The organism is Candidatus Poriferisocius sp. (assembly GCF_965219775.1).
In the GTDB taxonomy this organism is placed as follows: domain Bacteria; phylum Actinomycetota; class Acidimicrobiia; order Acidimicrobiales; family Bin134; genus Poriferisocius.
In genome coordinates this window covers 399,098-414,028 of record NZ_OZ244793.1, presented here as the reverse complement: position 1 = coordinate 414,028, position 14,931 = coordinate 399,098, and the positions used below count along the sequence as shown (strand labels likewise).

Here is a 14,931-nt window from a genome sequence, read left to right as displayed (position 1 = left end):
TTCACTCATGTGCCGACTCCAGTTGACGTCTGACCTGAGCCAGCCCCCTGCGCAGGTCGCTCTTGACCGTGCCGAGCGGCAAGTTGAGCCGTTCGGCAATTTGATGGTGGGTGAGGTCGTCGAAGTATCGCAGGGCGATCACACAGCGAGCCCGCTCGGGCAGGCGTCGGAGCGCTTCGGCGATCATCAGCTTTTCGCCGGCCTGCTCGATCTGCGACTCCAGCGTGGCTTCGGTTTCCTCCTGGCCGACCCGCCGCAACGCATGGCGCTTCTCGGCGCGGAAATGGTCGACGATCAGGTTCTTGGCGATGCCGATCAGCCAGCCGGCGAGGGTGCCTCTTTCGGGTTTGAACTGATGGTGCTTCCGGTAAGCCCTGATGAACACCTCCTGAGTGATGTCCTCGGCCAGGGACTCCCCCACCGTCCGGCGGCAGAACGTGTAAACGAGGCCACCGTGCAAGGCGTAGGCGTCTTCCAGCGCCCGCTCGCCTCCCCCGGCGAAGCGTCCTTCCACGTCGTCAACAGGAAGGCTCGTAGAACGGCCCACGTCCCAACCGTACCAACGCGCCTCGTCGTCGCGGAGACTGAGCATCGACAGGACCTGCTCGGTGGAGGGGGTTGCGGCGGGCGGAGGCCGGGGGGGACGGCCGTCCGCCCGCCGAGAGCAAGGCCCCGCTAGGACGCGGGGGGCAGGAGAACGGTGTCGATGACGTGGATGATGCCGTTGGACGCCTCGATGTCGACGGTCACCACGGTGGCGTCGTTGACCATCACCGTGTCGCCGTCGACGGTGACCGTAACCTCTGCGCCTCCGACCGTGGCGACGCTCTGGCCGTCCAGCGTGACGACCACCTCAGCGGGCGCAGCCAGCGGCAACACGTGATACGTGAGCACCGCGGTCAAAAGCTCCGTGTCACCCAACAGCTCCTCCGCCGTCAGTCCCAACGCCGACAACGCGGCCGCGAACGCCTCCTCCGTGGGAGCGAACACGGTGAACGGGCCGGGCCCGCTCAACGTCTCCACCAAACCGGCCGCCTGCACCGCCGCCACCAGAGTCGGGAACGCACCCGACCCCACGGCAACCTCCACAACCGTCCCCGGGGCCTCAGGCTCCTCAGCCTCTTCGGCGGGCTCTGCAGCAGGTTCTTCAACGGGCTCCTCGGCAGGTTCCTCGGCGGGTGCCGGTTCGGACTGAGCAGCGTCAGGGCCGGTGTCGGCCGATTCGGCGTCGTCGTCATTGCTGCAGGCCGCCGCAACCAGCGACAGAGCCAGCAGGGCCGCCAGCAGCGACAGGAGTTTTCTGGACATGATGATCCTCCGATTGTTGGACTTCACTACCCATTACGGTTTGCACCCCGCATTTGGATGCACCCCACCCCAAACAACGGTTGCGGGCTCGGCTAGGGATGGTCGGCCTCCACCCCGTGGTCACCGGCGTTGGCGACTACCCGCCATCTACCACCGGCTCCCGGCGGCAGTATGGGGCTCACGCGCCCCCTGCAGCGGCCCGCCCTGGATCAGGGGCGAATCCGGGATTGGGTAGCGTAGTGTCGGGCAGGCGACCCGCCGTTTCCGCATCCCAGGGAGGACCAACGCACATGACACCCTTCACCCTCACCCCCATGCCGACCACGGTCGTGGGTGAGAACAGCGTCACCGGACTCGCCCAGCACGTCCGGGCCCACGCCAACCGGGCCTTCGTGGTCAGCGATCCCGGCCTCAGCGCCGCCGGCATTCTCGACACCGCCACCGCAGCCCTCACCGACGACGGCATCGAATGGACGGCCTTCACCGGCGTCGACCCCAACCCGAGCGACACCAACGTGGCCGCCGGGGTCGCGGCCATCCGGGACTTCGGCACCGACGACGTCGTGGTCGTGCTCGTCGGGGGCGGATCGGTCATGGACTGCGGCAAGTACATCGCCATGGCCGCCCCCTCCGGCATCGACGACGTGCGCCTCACGTCCATTCCCGAGCTCGACGCTGAGGACTACATCGATTTCGCCACCCTGGCGCCCGCCGCCCAGCCGACCGCGCCGTGCCTGTCGACCATCGCCGTTCCGACCACCTCGGGCACCGCATCGGAAACCAACGGCGGCGGGCTCATCACCCGCAGCGAGGACCACCGCAAGCTGATCTTCAGCCATCCCGACGTGCTGCCCCGCGTGGTGGTGCTCGACCCCACCTTGACCGTGGGGCTTCCGGTGCAGGCCACCGCGGCGTGCGGCATGGACGTTCTCACCCACGCCATCGAGGCGTACACATCCACCGCCTCGAACCCCTACGCCGACGGCCTCGCACTCCACGCCATCCGCCTCACTGGGCGGGCCCTGCCCCGAGTCATCGCCGACGGAACCGACCTCGAAGCGCGCTCCACCATGCAGATCGCCTCCCACCTGGCGGGCCGGGCCTTCTCGTCGGGGCCGCTCCTGGGCCTGTGCCACGCCACCGGCCACCCCATCTCGGGCACCTTCGGGGTCGCCCACGGGCAGACCCTGGCCACCATGCTCCCCCACGTGATGCGATTCAACATCGACGCCGTCCCCGACCGCTACGCCGACGTCGGCGCCGCCCTCGGTACCGCACCCGACCCGGCGGCGGCCATCGAGGCGGTCGAAGCGCTGTCGGCCACGGTCGGCACCAACCGCGGCCTCACAGACTTCGGCGTCACATCCGACGACCTCGACATCTTGACCACCGACGCCCTGCGTGACCTCATCATCTTGAGCACGCCCCGCTACCCCACCCGCGGCGAGGTCCGCGCCCTCTACGAACTGGCCATGTAACGGTGACTCGGCTTGCTGGCCAGGCGGCCGGGTAGCCGGTAGCGACTCACCCCTCAGCCATCGGTTCCGAGCACGACCGATGGGCCATGCCCCAACGTGATCAGAGGGCCGTGTTCAAGGGTGGTCAGACGGCGAGTTTGGCCGCCGCGGTCGGTACGTGTCGGCCGACGGTGCAGCGGTGGAGTTCGCGGCGGTGGGTGCCGAAGTCGTAGGGACCGCGGTGTACGGTCCGGTGCTCGTCCCAGATCACCAGGTCACCCTCGGTCCAGGAGTGCTCGAACTGGATGGCCGGGTCGCCGAACACGGCGAACAGCTCATCCAGCAGCCCGTCGCCCTCGGGGCGGCCGATGAGGTGGCGGGTGAAGCCCCAATTGACGAAGAGCACCTCGTCCTGCGTACGAGGATGCACGGCCAGGACCGGGTGGCGTTGACCGTCGCCGAATCGTTGGTCGAATCGGGCCACGGTCTCGGCGTCATAGCGTGCCCGGAGCGCCTCGAGCATCCCTTCTTCCACGTGGTGATAGGCGGTCATGCCCGCCAGTTGCGCCCGCATCGCCGGGTCGAGGCCGCGGGCGGCGGCCCGGGTGTCGGCCCACACGGTGTTGCCCCCGAAGGGCGGCGCGACCACCGACCGCAGGAGCGCAACGTCGGGGATCTCATGGTTGTAGGTGTAGTCGGTGTGGAACCCGAGTTCGCCGACTTCGGCCGCCGGGCGGTCCCCGTCGTTGACGATGACCCCGACCGCCTCGTCGCTGCCGAGCAGTTCGGTGATGGGATGCAGGTACGGGTCCCCCCAGATGCGGCCGACCCGAACCAGGTCGTCGTCCTCGAGGTGTTGGCCCGGAAACGCCAGCACGCCCCGGTCGTCGAGGGCGGCGCGGAGTTGGTCGGCGTCGGCGGTGGTGATCTCTTCTCGGAGGTCGATGTCGGTGACAACGGCCCCCAGGGTTGTGGCTGTCGGTTCAATGCGCACTGCAGTGCCTCCTTGTCAGAGAATGTGGGGGTTGACCATGGTTCCGCCGTCCACGTTGAGGGCGTGGCCGGTGATGAACGACGACCGGTCAGAGCACAGGTAGACGACGGCGTCGGCCACCTCCTCGGGTTGCCCGAACCGTCGCATGGCGTGGGTCTTGACGGTGTGCTCCTCCGCACCGGGAACTGTCTCGAGGTAGCCCTTGAGCGCCCGGGTCAAGATGCCGCCGGGGTTGATGGCGTTGATTCGCACACCCTGCTGCGCGTACTCGGCGGCGGCGGTCTTGGTGAGGGCCAGCACCCCGCCCTTGGCTGAGCTGTAGGGGGCCTGCAGGGCTTCGCCCTTCACCCCGGAGAGCGAGGCGATGTTGACGATCGCCCCTCCCCCGGTTTCAAGCATTGCGGGAATCTGGTACTTGAGTCCGAGCCACACACCCTTGAGCGTGACCCGATGGGTGAGCTCCCAGTTCTTCTCGTCCACCTCGTGCAGGTGGCGAAAGCCGCCGCCACCGGCGGCGTTGTTGCAGGCGCAGTCCAGACGGCCGAACGCCTCGATCGTGGCCTCGACCATCCGCTTCACCTCGTCCTCGCGTGAGACGTCGGCGCCGATGGCGACCGCTTCACCCCCGAAGGAGACAATCTCGGCGACGGTGTCCTCCACCTTGGAGAGGGTTCTTCCGGCGACGGCGACCTTGGCGCCCTCTCGGGCAAACATGATCGACGTGGCGCGACCGATGCCGTCACCACCCCCGGTGACGAGGCCGACCTTGCCCTCGAGCATCATGACAATTCCTCCGGAGACTCGGCGAGGGCGGTCGACCCGGCGCGATAGTCGGTCAGGTCGGCCAGGCTTCGCTGCAGGGATTCGAGCCGGTCAACGCCGATGACGGCCGCCCAATCGTCCCAAATGGCCAGGCTGGCCGCGGTGGATTCGTTCAGCAGCGCTCGACCGGCGTCGGTGTAGCGGATTCGCTTGGCTCGGCCGTCGTCGGGGTCGGGCTCTCGGACCACGAGGCCCTGGGCCTCCATGTCGTCGACCAGTTCGGCCATCGACTGGATCCGCACGCCGTTGAGCTTGGCCAGGTCGACCAGGCGGGTGCCGTAGTCCTGGTCGAGGTGGAACATGACCTTGCCGTAGCGGAAGCGGATGCGACCCGCGTTGGAAGCCGACATGTGCTGCTCGTGGCGTTGCTTGAAGTCCTCGACGAGCAGAATCAATTGGGCGCCGATGACGTCTCGTGCCGGTTGCGGTCCCGGATCCATGCTGAGCACCCCCGGTTGATTTACTCAGGCAACCTGAGCATAATGGCTCCCGCCAGTTCATGCAACAGCACCGTGGGGGTGACCCGATGAACGAGCCGACCGACCACACGGCGGGGCCGGACCTCGACGAGGTGGAGGCCACACAGCACGCCGCCATTCGGGCCTGGATTCGCGAACACCTCGGCGGTGAGGTGACCGACATGGAGCGGGAGCCGCGCTGGCGGCCGCAGTGGCAGGTGACCTACGAGCGTGACGGCGAGACCAACAAGGTCTTCGTTCGCGGCGATCGGCCCATCACCAACCCCCACATCCTCCACAACGAGATGCTGATCCTCCAGGCCTTGGAGCGCAACGGCATCCGGGTCCCGCACGTTTACGGTTGGATCGACGAACCCAAGGCGATCGTCATGGAGTGCGTCGACACCGACGCCCGCGACCTCGGCTACATCCACACCGCCATCGACAACCCCACCACCATGAGCGACGAGCGTTGGCAGGCGATGCTCAGCTACATGGACCATCTGGCGCAGATGCACGCCGTGCCGGTGAGCGAGTTCACCCACATTCGCGGCTTCCGAGAGCTGGTGTCGGCCGAGGAGGTCGCCCTCCGCGACACCGAGCGCTACTACCGCAGTGGCGAACAGACGAACGTGATCGACCCGCCGTTGGCGTTCATCCAGTCGTGGCTTCGCCGCAACGTCCCCCAGCACCGCACCGAGGCCAGCTTCATCACCGGTGATGCGGGGCAGTTCATGTCGGCCGGCCCCGAGGTGGCCGCCCTGACCGACTTCGAGATCGCATCAGTGGGTGACAACCACTGGGATCTGGCCTGCTTTCGGGGCCGCCACCCCTACGAGAACATGGGGGACATCCCTGCGCTGTATCGGCGCTACGAGGAGGCAAGCGGGGAGCCGGTCGACCCCCGGCTCGTCTGCTACCACACCGCGAACTTCCTGCAACTCTCCGCGATCGCGGGCAAGTGGTTCATGGACCCCGACACGCAGGGCGCCAATTGGATGGAGGGCCTGCTCGAGACCGCCAACATCACCCGCCGGGCCCTCGAGGCCGTCGCCGAATACGAGGGGGTGGCCCTCGACCACCATCTCCCCCTGCCGGCCGGATCGATCAGCCCCCTCGAGGAGTCCGGTCTGACCAAGCTGGTCAACGACATCGGGCGCCTCCCGACGTCCACGGCCTTCGCGGAGTGGGAACGGGATCTCCTCCAGGGCATCCCCTCGTTCCTGTTGAACCATGCCCGATACCGTGCCTGGTTCGAGCGCGAGACGGTGGCCGACATCGAGGCCATCACGGGCGAGACCCATGACGACCTGCCCTCGGCCGATGACGCCATCACCGGGGTGATCGAACGGAACGATGCGGCCCACGACGCTGAGCTGATCGGCGCCATGCACCGGCGATCACTGCGAATGTGCATGATCATCGCCGGTACCGAACCGGATGAGACCAACCCGCTCTTCCACCGACTCGAACCGATCCTGCAGTCGTAGCCGTTGCCATTTGATGGCACGGAGGACGACCCGGAAGACACCTGGACCCAAAGAGCCGCTGACCCCGCCGTCCACTCCTATCCCCCACCCCGAGCCTGCCCCTCGGCCCACGCATCGGTGGCGGGAAGTTCGCTCTCGTGGTGGCGTTACCGCTGGGTCATGGCTGCGGGGCTGCGGGGGTGCCGAACAGCTCGTCCACCGATCGGGCAATGGCCTCGGCGGCTTCGCGGGCGGGGAGCGTCATGATTTCGGTCCTGAACACTTCGATGGTGATCGGTGCCCTCACGCCGGCGGCCCAGAGCGCGTTCAGAACGGCCGGAGCGCGCCCGGCACCGTAGCCGGGGAGGCATCGACCCGCGCGTCGAAGTCCGCTTGGGGCAGGCTGCCGCAACACAGTCCGTTCTGGTCGCGTCGGAACACGACCGTCAGCCGGCGAAGCTGGCGGCGAACAGGTGGGCCATGCCGGTGGCCATGCCCTCGAGGGTTTCCTGACCCGCCGACGGCGAATCGGCCGTGGTGGAGGCGGAGCAGTCCCACGACACCCGGCACGAGGAGTCGTCAACGGCCTGGACCCCGCAACAGGCGACGTAGTCGGCCATGCCCATCATGAGGCCGTCCACGGCGTAGGTGAAGGTCATGGCGTCGTCGTCGCGTTCGACCAACCGCTCGCTGATCAACTCGTCGGAGCCCGCGACCCGCACGTCGCGGATGAGCGCCTCGTCGGTTTCGCGCAGTCGAACCTCGGCGATGGCGTCCCCGGCCCAGCCCAGATCGCCGAAGCGGCGGAGCTTCGCCCAGACCTCACCGGCAGGCCGGGCGATCTCGACAGCGGCGGTGGCCGCAATGGGTGTCGTCACGATGTGACCTCCTCCCCGTCCGTGGACCCTGCCAGGCTACGCCCATCCCCGCCACCCCCACGACCTGACAACCCTCGCCGAAGCACCGGGCCCCCCACCAGACCCACTTGGCCCCGACCGACGATTCCCGTTCCGTGAACGGCCTTTGCCGCCGCGTTTATCCGGGCCAAGTTGGTCGCTCCATGTGACACGCTCTTGGGGATGGATGCCGAGACCAACCACGGGGAGAGCCGCGGCAACAGCAGGCAATTGGTGAGCGGCCTCACCGAAGGCACAAATTCCGCTGACACGCAGAAGGGTCAACCGCTTGGCGAGCTGAGCACTCCGGGGCGGCGCCGCTTCGTGCGGGCCGAAGCAGCCATTGAGCACTTCCGAACCGCACCCCCCGTCGACTACGAGCGCCTGCGCCACGACCTCGCCGACATCATCACCGATTGACCAACCCTGAGCAGGAGTCAGTGTGGGGGGACCACCGTGAAAGCAGAGTTGCGACGCCAGGAGCTGCTCGAAGAGGCCGACCGATACCTCGCCGATTTGACCGACGAGGTCGGGACGCCATTGAGGGCTGATGTCGCCAAGGCAAAGAAGCTCGCCCCAAGCATCAAGAACAAACCCGAGTCGCCCACTGCGGATCAGTAGTCGTCGGCTGGCCGCCACTGCGCGAATCCCATAGACCGTAGGCAGCTTTCCCCACCATCCACCCCTGATCATGACCCAGGGCTCCCCCTTTGCAGCCGCAAGCCATGGGCAGTTCCTCTGCCGTCAATGCTAGGTGGACAAGTCGTGGACGAGAAGCTGGCCGGCCTCGGGAAAAGGGGAGGTGGAAGGCTGGAGACCGAGGCGAGCTCAGTCCTCGCCAACGAGCAATTCCACAGGCCCTCCCTCGGGATAGGTGACGAAAACGTGCATCTCCCCACCGGTGGCCTCCACAAACCGCTTGAGGGTGGAGAAAAGCAAGTCGCTGCGACGTTCCAGCCGAGAGACCTCGGACTGATCCATCTCGAGGAACTCGGCAACGGTCGATTGCGTCAACGAACGCGCTAGTCGAAGCCTACGCAAAGTGGCCTGGCGACCACTGATCTCAGCAAGCAACGCGTCGTAGCGAGCCTTTGCCTGCGGCTTGGCCTCAAGAAGGGACTTGAAGCGCTCGTGATCCGACACTGACTGCTCCCACTCATCATCGGTGATAGGAGAGCCAGCGGCCTTGGCCGTGTCCTCAGGAGTATTGGATGACTTCACCGAACACCTCCTCATGTTCTTCCACAAGCTCCTCAAGCCAGCGAGTGAACAGCGGGTGGTACCGGACCTCCATGGAGAATGCAGTCTAACACATATGAGGCTCAACACATAGTCGCTACCCCCCAGCAACAAAGAGCATGACGGATTCTTCGCAAGCCCCAGTACCCGCAGCCCTCTCGGAAGGGATGGTCGGTTGCTGGCATACGCCCGAGCTGACCATGCCCACGGAGATCTCCCTAGCGGCCCTCACGACCTGGCGACCTTCGCCTCCCCCGCCACCCACAACTGCCCCTAACCCCAAGCCCCCTTCTGCACCCGCAACCCCGGCGACCCATTCCGGCAGCACTTGATGGCTCTGAGTACCTCACTGAAGGTGAGGTACCTCACTCGGCGAGGCGGTCCAGGATTTCTTTGTCGCGTTCGGTCAGTTCTCGGAGGTGTTGCATGAAGTCGTCGTCTCGGCGGACCCGTTCGATCTCGGCTTCGAGCGCTTCAAGCATCAGGGCATTGACGCTGATGCCTCTGCCCCGAGCAACCACGTCGGCCCTCTCGGCCAGGCCCTCGGGCATTCGCACCGTGGTGGTTCGCCTACGCATGGTGTCATGCTATCGCGACATCACAATTGCCACTCTTCGAAACCTGGAGACGAGAGTCGATCGACGAGAATCTGCAGGGTTGTGCTTGCACTTGGCTCGATCTTGGCCGATAATGGTGTCGGCTGATGAGCTACCCGCGAGGGCCTCATCGGAAGTACGCCCCGGATTGGCTACGGATCGTAGTCCCGGGGCCGCTGCGATTTTGGGGCTCATCGGTCGAGCACCGAGTGCACGCGACGAATGCGGTGACAGAGCAGGGGATAGATTTCGTCATACACTTTGCACAGATGATCTGACCGGGCTCCGGCCACTACGTCGGCGAGCCACAGCAGCGGTTCGGTCTTGGTTTCGTGGCTGATCGACAACGTGTACGGCACTTCCTTCTTGTTTCGCAGGCGTTGCAGAACCCGGTGGTCCTGCTGATCGAGTTGAGTGAAACCCATCGACGGCTTGCCACGAGTCTCTAACACGAGGTGCTCTACACCCTCGTCCGCGCCCAGGGCAATGAACGCCGCAGCCATGGTGTGGTCTCGTAGGCGTCGCTCAGGATTGTGACGCGATGTGAGAGGCTGGGCCGTCTCGAACAGGTAACCGTCCCAGAAGGGGATTGCGTCAATGCGCTCCACGGCCTCGATACGGCGGTCTCGTCCGAGTTCGTTGTAGTGCAGATCCGCGCCCAGTACGTCGGCCAAGCCACGAAGCTCAGAGCGGGTTTCCTCGAGGTGACCCTGCAAGACCACCGCGGCAGCCACGACGTAGAAGTCCCCGGCTCCTGACTCCCGCCTCGTCCGCGGATCACGAACTGGCTTCTTGGACTCATCCAAGAAGCCGCAAAGTTGATCATCCATGGCCGTCACCCATCGGTCGAGCGAAGTCTGCGAGGAGTGTGAAGCGGCTATCGGTGGTGAAACCGAGAGGAGCTAGCGGAGCCTTCTTCTTGACACGGTGCCGCTCCAGCGCTCCCCGCCGTTCAAGTTCGGCGAAGCCTCGCTGAGCCGAGTCCGCGGACACTCCGTACCAGTCCGGGGCCTTCTCTACTGGAAGCACAAACCCCGGGCGTAGCGACAACCCGATCAGCAGCATCGCCTTCGCAGGCAGCGGCAACGTCGAACACCACTTCTCATCGTCATTGAGCCAGTAGGCCACGGGGAGCCGCAGATAGGGATGCCGTGATTCAGCAGGATGGACATAAGGATCCCCCGAACCGTCTTCTCGGAGCAGGGTGATGTTGGCAAGGCGCCCGGTACGGCCCCTCGAAACCAGCTTCATCCCCTCAAGCCGCCGCCAGATCTTCGAAACCGTCTGGGGCGAGGCCGTCTCGGAGCAGTGGCGAAGGGCCCGGGCCCAAACACTGGCGCTGCGATGAGAATTGTAGGGCGGCGAACTAGCGACCGCTTTGAGCATCAGATACAGATCGAGCCCGCGCTGGTCGCCGTTGTGGAGGAGTTGGGCGAGGACGCCAGGTGCAGGGGTAGACTGGGGGCCGAGTTGGACGAACTCGCGTCGAATCGGCACGGAGGCATTCAGCCCGCGGCGTCTCGCTGATGCGAGTAGGCTGGCGACCGTCTCGCGAGGTGTCGCAACATGATCTAATGACATGTTTGTAGTATGCCACACAGAGTAGCGTTTGCAACACAACAGCCTCAGGAACAGATGTCGCACGAGCGGTATTTATACAAGATCAGATCCTACTTCAGTGTCGCAGATCAGCTAGAAGGCCAGTCGTATTTCTTAGGGCCAGCCGACGCCGCAACGAATGATCACTACAGGAATTGCAAGAATTCGTAGCCGCCACAGATAAACCCCTCGCCGATTCAAGATCTTGCCGTTTGTCCGGCGTCGGAGTTCACCGGCCCGACGGCAACGGCTGGCGGCGCTGCAAGGCCCAACACCCAATTTCGTGACGGCCTGGCCGTTCGACTTGACCGAGAACCCTACATCGCGTGCGCGCTGGCCCCTTCTTGCCGCAGGAGGGAGCGAGTAGGCAATCGGCCAAAGGGCCTCTACTGGCCCGCTGTGTAGCTCAACCAGGCTGGTCGGCATGCCCACCACGACCTCATCGAGGGTGAGAGCATCCACATCACCCACGCCACTTTCCAGATGCGGTATCACCACTGAATCCATCTCACCACTGCGCGGCTACGCTGGCCGCCGCGCGGTTCCATTGGCCGCCATCGCCCGAATCCAAGAGACCATCGACAGCGCGCCTTCGGTCTTTGTGCTCTCCGTTGACGGGGCCGGACTCATGAGATGGCGTGGATGGGGATTGCGTTGGCGTCGGACGCGCTCGGCGCATCTGAGTGCCACAGGCTTCCCTAGAGTTGAGTCCCTTGTACGTAGCGATGACCATGCTTGTCCGCCGTCTCGCTGAGGGGGCGCTCGAGGGGACTTCGGTTTTAGACTCGGCATGCCCGGTACCGTTCTTCGGGGATCTGCCAGGTGCCTCGGTGGGGACCGTGGGACTGAATCCCAGCAACCTTGAGTTTGTCGACCGTGCTGGAGCTGAGCTCGCTGGTGCAGAGAGGCGTCTTCCGACGCTCAGCTCGATGGGGTGCGGGAGCTGGAATGAAGTCGACGCCCTGCAAGTCCAATCGATGGTCGCTGCCTGCTGCCGCTACTTCCACGGGAACCCCTACCACCGGTGGTTCGGTTCATTGGAGCGGATGCTGTCGGACTCCGGTGCGTCGTTCTACGGCCAACGTAGGAACATGGCCTGCCATCTTGATCTGGTCCCCTACGCCACCACAACCAAGTGGGGCAACCTCCCGGTGGCAGAGAGGCAACACCTGGTGAGGCTCTCCGCTGAGCCAATGGGGATGTTGCTGCGCGACTCCAGTCTCGGTCACCTCATCCTCAACGGACGCTCGGTCGTAGCTGCTTTCGAGCAGGTCGCAGGTACCGACCTGGAGGATCATGAGATGCCCGAGTGGGATCTCCCTAGGTCGAGAGGCGCCCCGGTGAAGGGTTACGCCTACACCGGCACGATTCGATCAGTGGGGGGCGTGAGCCTCGGACGCGACATCTACGTCGCCGGCTTCAATCACAACCTGCAAAGCAGCTTCGGAGTGACCAAGCGCGCCATCATGGCGATCGGTGCCTGGGTCGCCGACTTCATGGAGCCGAAAAGATGACGCGTGCTGGGGCAAGGTCGGATGGTGGAGCGTACGTGGTAGCTCATCACTCGGTGGTTTCGGTCTGGCTCAAGGGGTTGTGGCGAGGGCGTCGAGAGTCGGGACTCGAGACGCAGCCCACGCTGGCCAAGCTGAGGCAGTAACGGATACGACGGGAGTTTCATCCGCTGGCGACCGGGGCTCCTTCGAGGGCGGCCCTGGTCCGGGCCTCTTGGTGGGTTTGCCAGCCCGGTGGCCTCACGATGCAGTTGAGGACCTCTCGTGGGCCCGACGCCGTTCGAGTCTTGGTCCACAGGCGAGTGAAGCCGTTGAACCACACAATGAAGGGGTTGAACGAGTTAATCGGCTTCGTGATTCCGTAGATCGGGGTCTCGTGCTCCTCTTGGAACTGGCCGAATATGCGATCCCAGATGATGAGGATCCCGCCGTAGTTCTTGTCGAGGTACTTCCGGTCGGAACCATGGTGTACCCGGTGATGGGACGGCGTGTTCATGAACTTCTCCAGGAACCCGAGCTTGCCGATTTCGGGGTTGTGGATGAACGCCTGGTAGCCCTGGTTGGAGACGGCGGCAATGATGATGAGCCTCCAGTCGAAGAACAGGGCGAGCGGCAGGTGGGCGATGTCGTTCACGACCTTGTCGAGGGGGCCGAACCGGAACGCCATCGGGGTGTTGAAGTACGGGGAGCTGTGATGCACCGAATGCGTCGCCCACAAGAGGTTGACCCGGTGGAAGGCCCAGTGGATCAAGAAGTAGACGAGGTCCGCGGCGACGAACACCGCGATGAGCGCCCAGATGTTCATCCCGGTCTTCCAGATGGCCCAGTTGTCGTGGATGTGGCGCCCCACCGTGGCCAACAGGGTGAACACACTGACCAGGCCGAGCATGAAGAACGTCGCCCCCGACGAAAGCGAGTCGAGCGTGTAGGGCTTCATCGGCTCGCCCCGTCGCCAGCGCGCCCGGAACTCCCAGATCACGAACGCCGCGACGACGATGATCATGAAGAGCCCGAACCACTGGTACCACTCCTCGACGCGCCAAAAGAACACCAACTCGGATCCGCTCAGGCCATCGGTGTCCATCATGTGGCCAACTCCCCTACCTCGCCCTGGAGTGATCGCGCATCAGCGCCCGCTCCTCGCCCGACAGGCCCAACATGGTCATGGTCGGTCGCCTCCGGGGGCGATCAGGTAGGCAGTGTCGAACTCATGTGGCTGCCAGCCCTCGAGCAGACCGCTTCCGTCCAGCCGCATAACGGGTCGTTGCAGCCGGTGAAGCAGGGAGAGCGCGTACTCGACGCGGCCGGTGAACTCCTCGGGGTCTCCGGTGAGCAGCGCCCAGGCGGCCTCGGCCATCGTGTCGACGGGCTCGTTGGGGTAGGCCGACAGATCGACGAGGGCATCGCTGCCTTCGGTGATGACGGACGTGTCGGGCGAGAGGCAGTTCAGCGACACACCGGTGCCGTACAGCTCGGCAGCCGCACCGACCGTGGCCCGCTCCAGCCACGCCTTGGAACCACCGTAGGAGGTCGCGCCCCCGATCTGGGGTGCGACTTTGAACGGCGGGCCGGGAGGCATGATCGCCGTCTGCGACGTGAGGTTCAGCACCGAACCCGTGCCCCGCTCGATCATCCCCGGCAAAACGGCCTGGGCCAGCAGCCATGGTGCCACCACGTTCACCCGGAACGACACCTCCATCCGCTTGCGGGGCGTCTCGAGGTAGCTCGGGTAGAACGCCGCCGCCGCGTTGTTGACCAGGTAATCCACCGGACCGAGCACGATTTCGACCTCGCAGACCAACCCGTGGGCGTCGAAGTCCGGGGCCGAGAGGTCGGCGACGACGGCGTGGGCGCGTCCCCCCGCCTCCGTGAGGCGATCGACGGTTCGCTGCAACGACCCGTCGAGATGCGAGTCCCCCTCGGCCAACGTCCGGGCCACGCAGGCGACATCACAGCCCTCAGCCACCAGCCGCCGAGCAATGCCCGCACCGATGCCTCGGCTCGCCCCGGTGACGATCGCGACCGGCATTAGGAGGCGACGGCCAGGAGGTCGTCGTTCTGCTCGCCGACGTAGCCCATGTGGTCGGCGGTGAGTGCGAGGTAGATGGTCAGCGACCAGATGGCGTCCGATGGTGGAAGTCTCATGGCGACGACCCTACCGACCTGATCATCACCCGACCGTCACCACCAGCGACACCACCTCCGCCGGACCCACCTTGTCGACACCGAGCACTCCCGCCAAGCGTCTCGACCACACCAGCCTCCCGCTCCGCAGCACCCTCCACGCCTTCCCGCCAATGGTGCCCATCGACATCATCCGGGCCACGCCCGAGACCAGCTTGGAGGCGCTCATCGGCGCGGTGATCGCCGGCGTGGAGTCGTTCGCCAACTTGGCGGGGGCGCCGCCCAAGCGGCTCCACTTGGTCCGCATACGTGGTCAAGGAGCGGTACCGCACACGCCCAGGCCATCGCCGAGCACCTACGGGGTGGATGAAATCCCCGTCATCCTGCGGCACCGAGAGTTCACACCCGACGGCTGGCTCAGTCTTTGGATTGACAATGTCTTCGACCTGAACCTCGAT

19 protein-coding genes are annotated in these 14,931 nt (G+C 65.3%); 5 read left to right on the top strand and 14 right to left on the bottom strand.

Annotated elements, in window-relative coordinates; genetic code table 11:
• Position 1 precedes the first annotated feature (1 nt).
• Together ACOQPQ_RS01930 and ACOQPQ_RS01925 are read right to left on the bottom strand one after the other, a co-directional pair.
• The gene (locus tag ACOQPQ_RS01930) at positions 2 to 514 is read right to left on the bottom strand and encodes an RNA polymerase sigma factor (protein WP_420637755.1); all 513 of its coding nucleotides are present in this window, start codon (positions 512 to 514) and stop codon (positions 2 to 4) included.
• Positions 515 to 675: 161 nt separating this feature from the next.
• Positions 676 to 1,308 (bottom strand): fasciclin domain-containing protein, encoded by a 633-nt coding sequence (locus tag ACOQPQ_RS01925; protein WP_420637754.1) that lies wholly within the window; start codon positions 1,306 to 1,308, stop codon positions 676 to 678.
• Positions 1,309 to 1,622: 314 nt separating this feature from the next.
• Here ACOQPQ_RS01925 and ACOQPQ_RS01920 point away from each other — a divergent pair, with 314 nt between their 5' ends.
• Positions 1,623 to 2,786 carry an iron-containing alcohol dehydrogenase family protein gene (locus ACOQPQ_RS01920; protein WP_420637753.1) on the top strand — a complete coding sequence of 388 codons (1,164 nt, stop codon included), beginning with the start codon at positions 1,623 to 1,625 and terminating at the stop codon, positions 2,784 to 2,786.
• A gap of 124 nt (positions 2,787 to 2,910) precedes the next feature.
• Here the strand turns inward: ACOQPQ_RS01920 and ACOQPQ_RS01915 are convergent, their stop codons facing one another.
• Genes ACOQPQ_RS01915 through ACOQPQ_RS01905 form a run of 3 tightly spaced genes read right to left on the bottom strand, consistent with a single transcriptional unit; the run spans position 2,911 to position 5,021 of the window.
• A complete protein-coding gene (locus ACOQPQ_RS01915; RefSeq protein WP_420637752.1) occupies positions 2,911 to 3,759 on the bottom strand; it encodes a TauD/TfdA dioxygenase family protein in 849 nt (282 codons plus the stop codon).
• 15 nt (positions 3,760 to 3,774) lie between these two features.
• A complete protein-coding gene (locus tag ACOQPQ_RS01910) occupies positions 3,775 to 4,542 on the bottom strand; it encodes an SDR family NAD(P)-dependent oxidoreductase (RefSeq protein WP_420637751.1) in 768 nt (255 codons plus the stop codon).
• On the bottom strand, positions 4,539 to 5,021 hold the full coding sequence (locus ACOQPQ_RS01905) for a MarR family winged helix-turn-helix transcriptional regulator (RefSeq protein WP_420637750.1): 483 nt from the start codon (positions 5,019 to 5,021) through the stop codon (positions 4,539 to 4,541). Before ACOQPQ_RS01905 ends, ACOQPQ_RS01910 begins: the two co-directional genes overlap by 4 nt.
• Before the next feature lie 86 nt (positions 5,022 to 5,107).
• On the opposite strand from ACOQPQ_RS01905, the gene ACOQPQ_RS01900 reads away from it, so the two are divergent.
• Positions 5,108 to 6,529 carry a phosphotransferase gene (locus tag ACOQPQ_RS01900; protein ID WP_420637749.1) on the top strand — a complete coding sequence of 474 codons (1,422 nt, stop codon included), beginning with the start codon at positions 5,108 to 5,110 and terminating at the stop codon, positions 6,527 to 6,529.
• 157 nt (positions 6,530 to 6,686) lie between these two features.
• Here the strand turns inward: ACOQPQ_RS01900 and ACOQPQ_RS01895 are convergent, their stop codons facing one another.
• Together ACOQPQ_RS01895 and ACOQPQ_RS01890 are read right to left on the bottom strand one after the other, a co-directional pair.
• Positions 6,687 to 6,815, bottom strand: a complete 129-nt coding sequence (locus tag ACOQPQ_RS01895; protein WP_420637748.1) for a hypothetical protein — start codon at positions 6,813 to 6,815, stop codon at positions 6,687 to 6,689.
• 139 nt (positions 6,816 to 6,954) lie between these two features.
• Entirely contained in the window at positions 6,955 to 7,386 is a 432-nt protein-coding gene (locus tag ACOQPQ_RS01890; protein WP_420637747.1) for an SRPBCC family protein, read from the bottom strand.
• 201 nt (positions 7,387 to 7,587) lie between these two features.
• Here ACOQPQ_RS01890 and ACOQPQ_RS01885 point away from each other — a divergent pair, with 201 nt between their 5' ends.
• Positions 7,588 to 7,824, top strand: coding sequence for a hypothetical protein (locus ACOQPQ_RS01885; RefSeq protein WP_420637746.1), 237 nt, complete (start codon positions 7,588 to 7,590; stop codon positions 7,822 to 7,824).
• Between the two features lie 36 nt (positions 7,825 to 7,860).
• Positions 7,861 to 8,025 carry a hypothetical protein gene (locus tag ACOQPQ_RS01880; RefSeq protein ID WP_420637745.1) on the top strand — a complete coding sequence of 55 codons (165 nt, stop codon included), beginning with the start codon at positions 7,861 to 7,863 and terminating at the stop codon, positions 8,023 to 8,025.
• A gap of 207 nt (positions 8,026 to 8,232) precedes the next feature.
• On the opposite strand, the gene ACOQPQ_RS01875 is transcribed toward ACOQPQ_RS01880, so the two are convergent.
• From ACOQPQ_RS01875 to ACOQPQ_RS01860, 4 genes are all read right to left on the bottom strand, one after another.
• Positions 8,233 to 8,625: a helix-turn-helix domain-containing protein gene (locus tag ACOQPQ_RS01875; protein WP_420637744.1), complete on the bottom strand. Its 393-nt coding sequence runs from the start codon at positions 8,623 to 8,625 to the stop codon at positions 8,233 to 8,235.
• Between the two features lie 383 nt (positions 8,626 to 9,008).
• Positions 9,009 to 9,221, bottom strand: a complete 213-nt coding sequence (locus tag ACOQPQ_RS01870) for a hypothetical protein (RefSeq protein ID WP_420637743.1) — start codon at positions 9,219 to 9,221, stop codon at positions 9,009 to 9,011.
• 209 nt (positions 9,222 to 9,430) lie between these two features.
• Positions 9,431 to 10,069: a hypothetical protein gene (locus ACOQPQ_RS01865; RefSeq protein ID WP_420637742.1), complete on the bottom strand. Its 639-nt coding sequence runs from the start codon at positions 10,067 to 10,069 to the stop codon at positions 9,431 to 9,433.
• The gene (locus ACOQPQ_RS01860; RefSeq protein WP_420637741.1) at positions 10,062 to 10,490 is read right to left on the bottom strand and encodes a hypothetical protein; all 429 of its coding nucleotides are present in this window, start codon (positions 10,488 to 10,490) and stop codon (positions 10,062 to 10,064) included. Before ACOQPQ_RS01860 ends, ACOQPQ_RS01865 begins: the two co-directional genes overlap by 8 nt.
• Positions 10,491 to 11,551: 1,061 nt before the next feature.
• Here ACOQPQ_RS01860 and ACOQPQ_RS01855 point away from each other — a divergent pair.
• Complete coding sequence (locus ACOQPQ_RS01855) at positions 11,552 to 12,352, top strand: hypothetical protein (protein WP_420637740.1); 801 nt, start codon at positions 11,552 to 11,554, stop codon at positions 12,350 to 12,352.
• Between the two features lie 160 nt (positions 12,353 to 12,512).
• Here ACOQPQ_RS01855 and ACOQPQ_RS01850 read toward each other — a convergent pair whose 3' ends face one another.
• The 3 genes from ACOQPQ_RS01850 to ACOQPQ_RS01840 all read right to left on the bottom strand — a co-directional run bounded on the left by ACOQPQ_RS01850 (position 12,513) and on the right by ACOQPQ_RS01840 (position 14,702).
• Positions 12,513 to 13,436: a sterol desaturase family protein gene (locus tag ACOQPQ_RS01850; RefSeq protein WP_420637739.1), complete on the bottom strand. Its 924-nt coding sequence runs from the start codon at positions 13,434 to 13,436 to the stop codon at positions 12,513 to 12,515.
• A gap of 75 nt (positions 13,437 to 13,511) precedes the next feature.
• Positions 13,512 to 14,378, bottom strand: a complete 867-nt coding sequence (locus ACOQPQ_RS01845; protein ID WP_420637738.1) for an SDR family NAD(P)-dependent oxidoreductase — start codon at positions 14,376 to 14,378, stop codon at positions 13,512 to 13,514.
• A gap of 141 nt (positions 14,379 to 14,519) precedes the next feature.
• Entirely contained in the window at positions 14,520 to 14,702 is a 183-nt protein-coding gene (locus ACOQPQ_RS01840) for a hypothetical protein (protein WP_420637737.1), read from the bottom strand.
• Between the last annotated feature and the right edge of the window lie 229 nt (positions 14,703 to 14,931).

Bases quoted from the DNA above. Each gene is read 5' to 3' on its own strand.
- ACOQPQ_RS01845 (WP_420637738.1), bottom strand. From the start codon at position 14,378: ATGCCGGTCGCGATCGTCACCGGGGCGAGCCGAGGCATCGGTGCGGGC.
- ACOQPQ_RS01865 (WP_420637742.1), bottom strand. From the start codon at position 10,069: ATGGATGATCAACTTTGCGGCTTCTTGGATGAGTCCAAGAAGCCAGTT.
- ACOQPQ_RS01900 (WP_420637749.1), top strand. From the start codon at position 5,108: ATGAACGAGCCGACCGACCACACGGCGGGGCCGGACCTCGACGAGGTG.
- ACOQPQ_RS01885 (WP_420637746.1), top strand. From the start codon at position 7,588: ATGGATGCCGAGACCAACCACGGGGAGAGCCGCGGCAACAGCAGGCAA.
- ACOQPQ_RS01840 (WP_420637737.1), bottom strand. From the start codon at position 14,702: ATGAGCGCCTCCAAGCTGGTCTCGGGCGTGGCCCGGATGATGTCGATG.
- ACOQPQ_RS01920 (WP_420637753.1), top strand. From the start codon at position 1,623: ATGCCGACCACGGTCGTGGGTGAGAACAGCGTCACCGGACTCGCCCAG.
- ACOQPQ_RS01870 (WP_420637743.1), bottom strand. From the start codon at position 9,221: ATGCGTAGGCGAACCACCACGGTGCGAATGCCCGAGGGCCTGGCCGAG.
- ACOQPQ_RS01925 (WP_420637754.1), bottom strand. From the start codon at position 1,308: ATGTCCAGAAAACTCCTGTCGCTGCTGGCGGCCCTGCTGGCTCTGTCG.
- ACOQPQ_RS01850 (WP_420637739.1), bottom strand. From the start codon at position 13,436: ATGATGGACACCGATGGCCTGAGCGGATCCGAGTTGGTGTTCTTTTGG.
- ACOQPQ_RS01905 (WP_420637750.1), bottom strand. From the start codon at position 5,021: ATGGATCCGGGACCGCAACCGGCACGAGACGTCATCGGCGCCCAATTG.
- ACOQPQ_RS01910 (WP_420637751.1), bottom strand. From the start codon at position 4,542: ATGATGCTCGAGGGCAAGGTCGGCCTCGTCACCGGGGGTGGTGACGGC.
- ACOQPQ_RS01860 (WP_420637741.1), bottom strand. From the start codon at position 10,490: ATGAAGCTGGTTTCGAGGGGCCGTACCGGGCGCCTTGCCAACATCACC.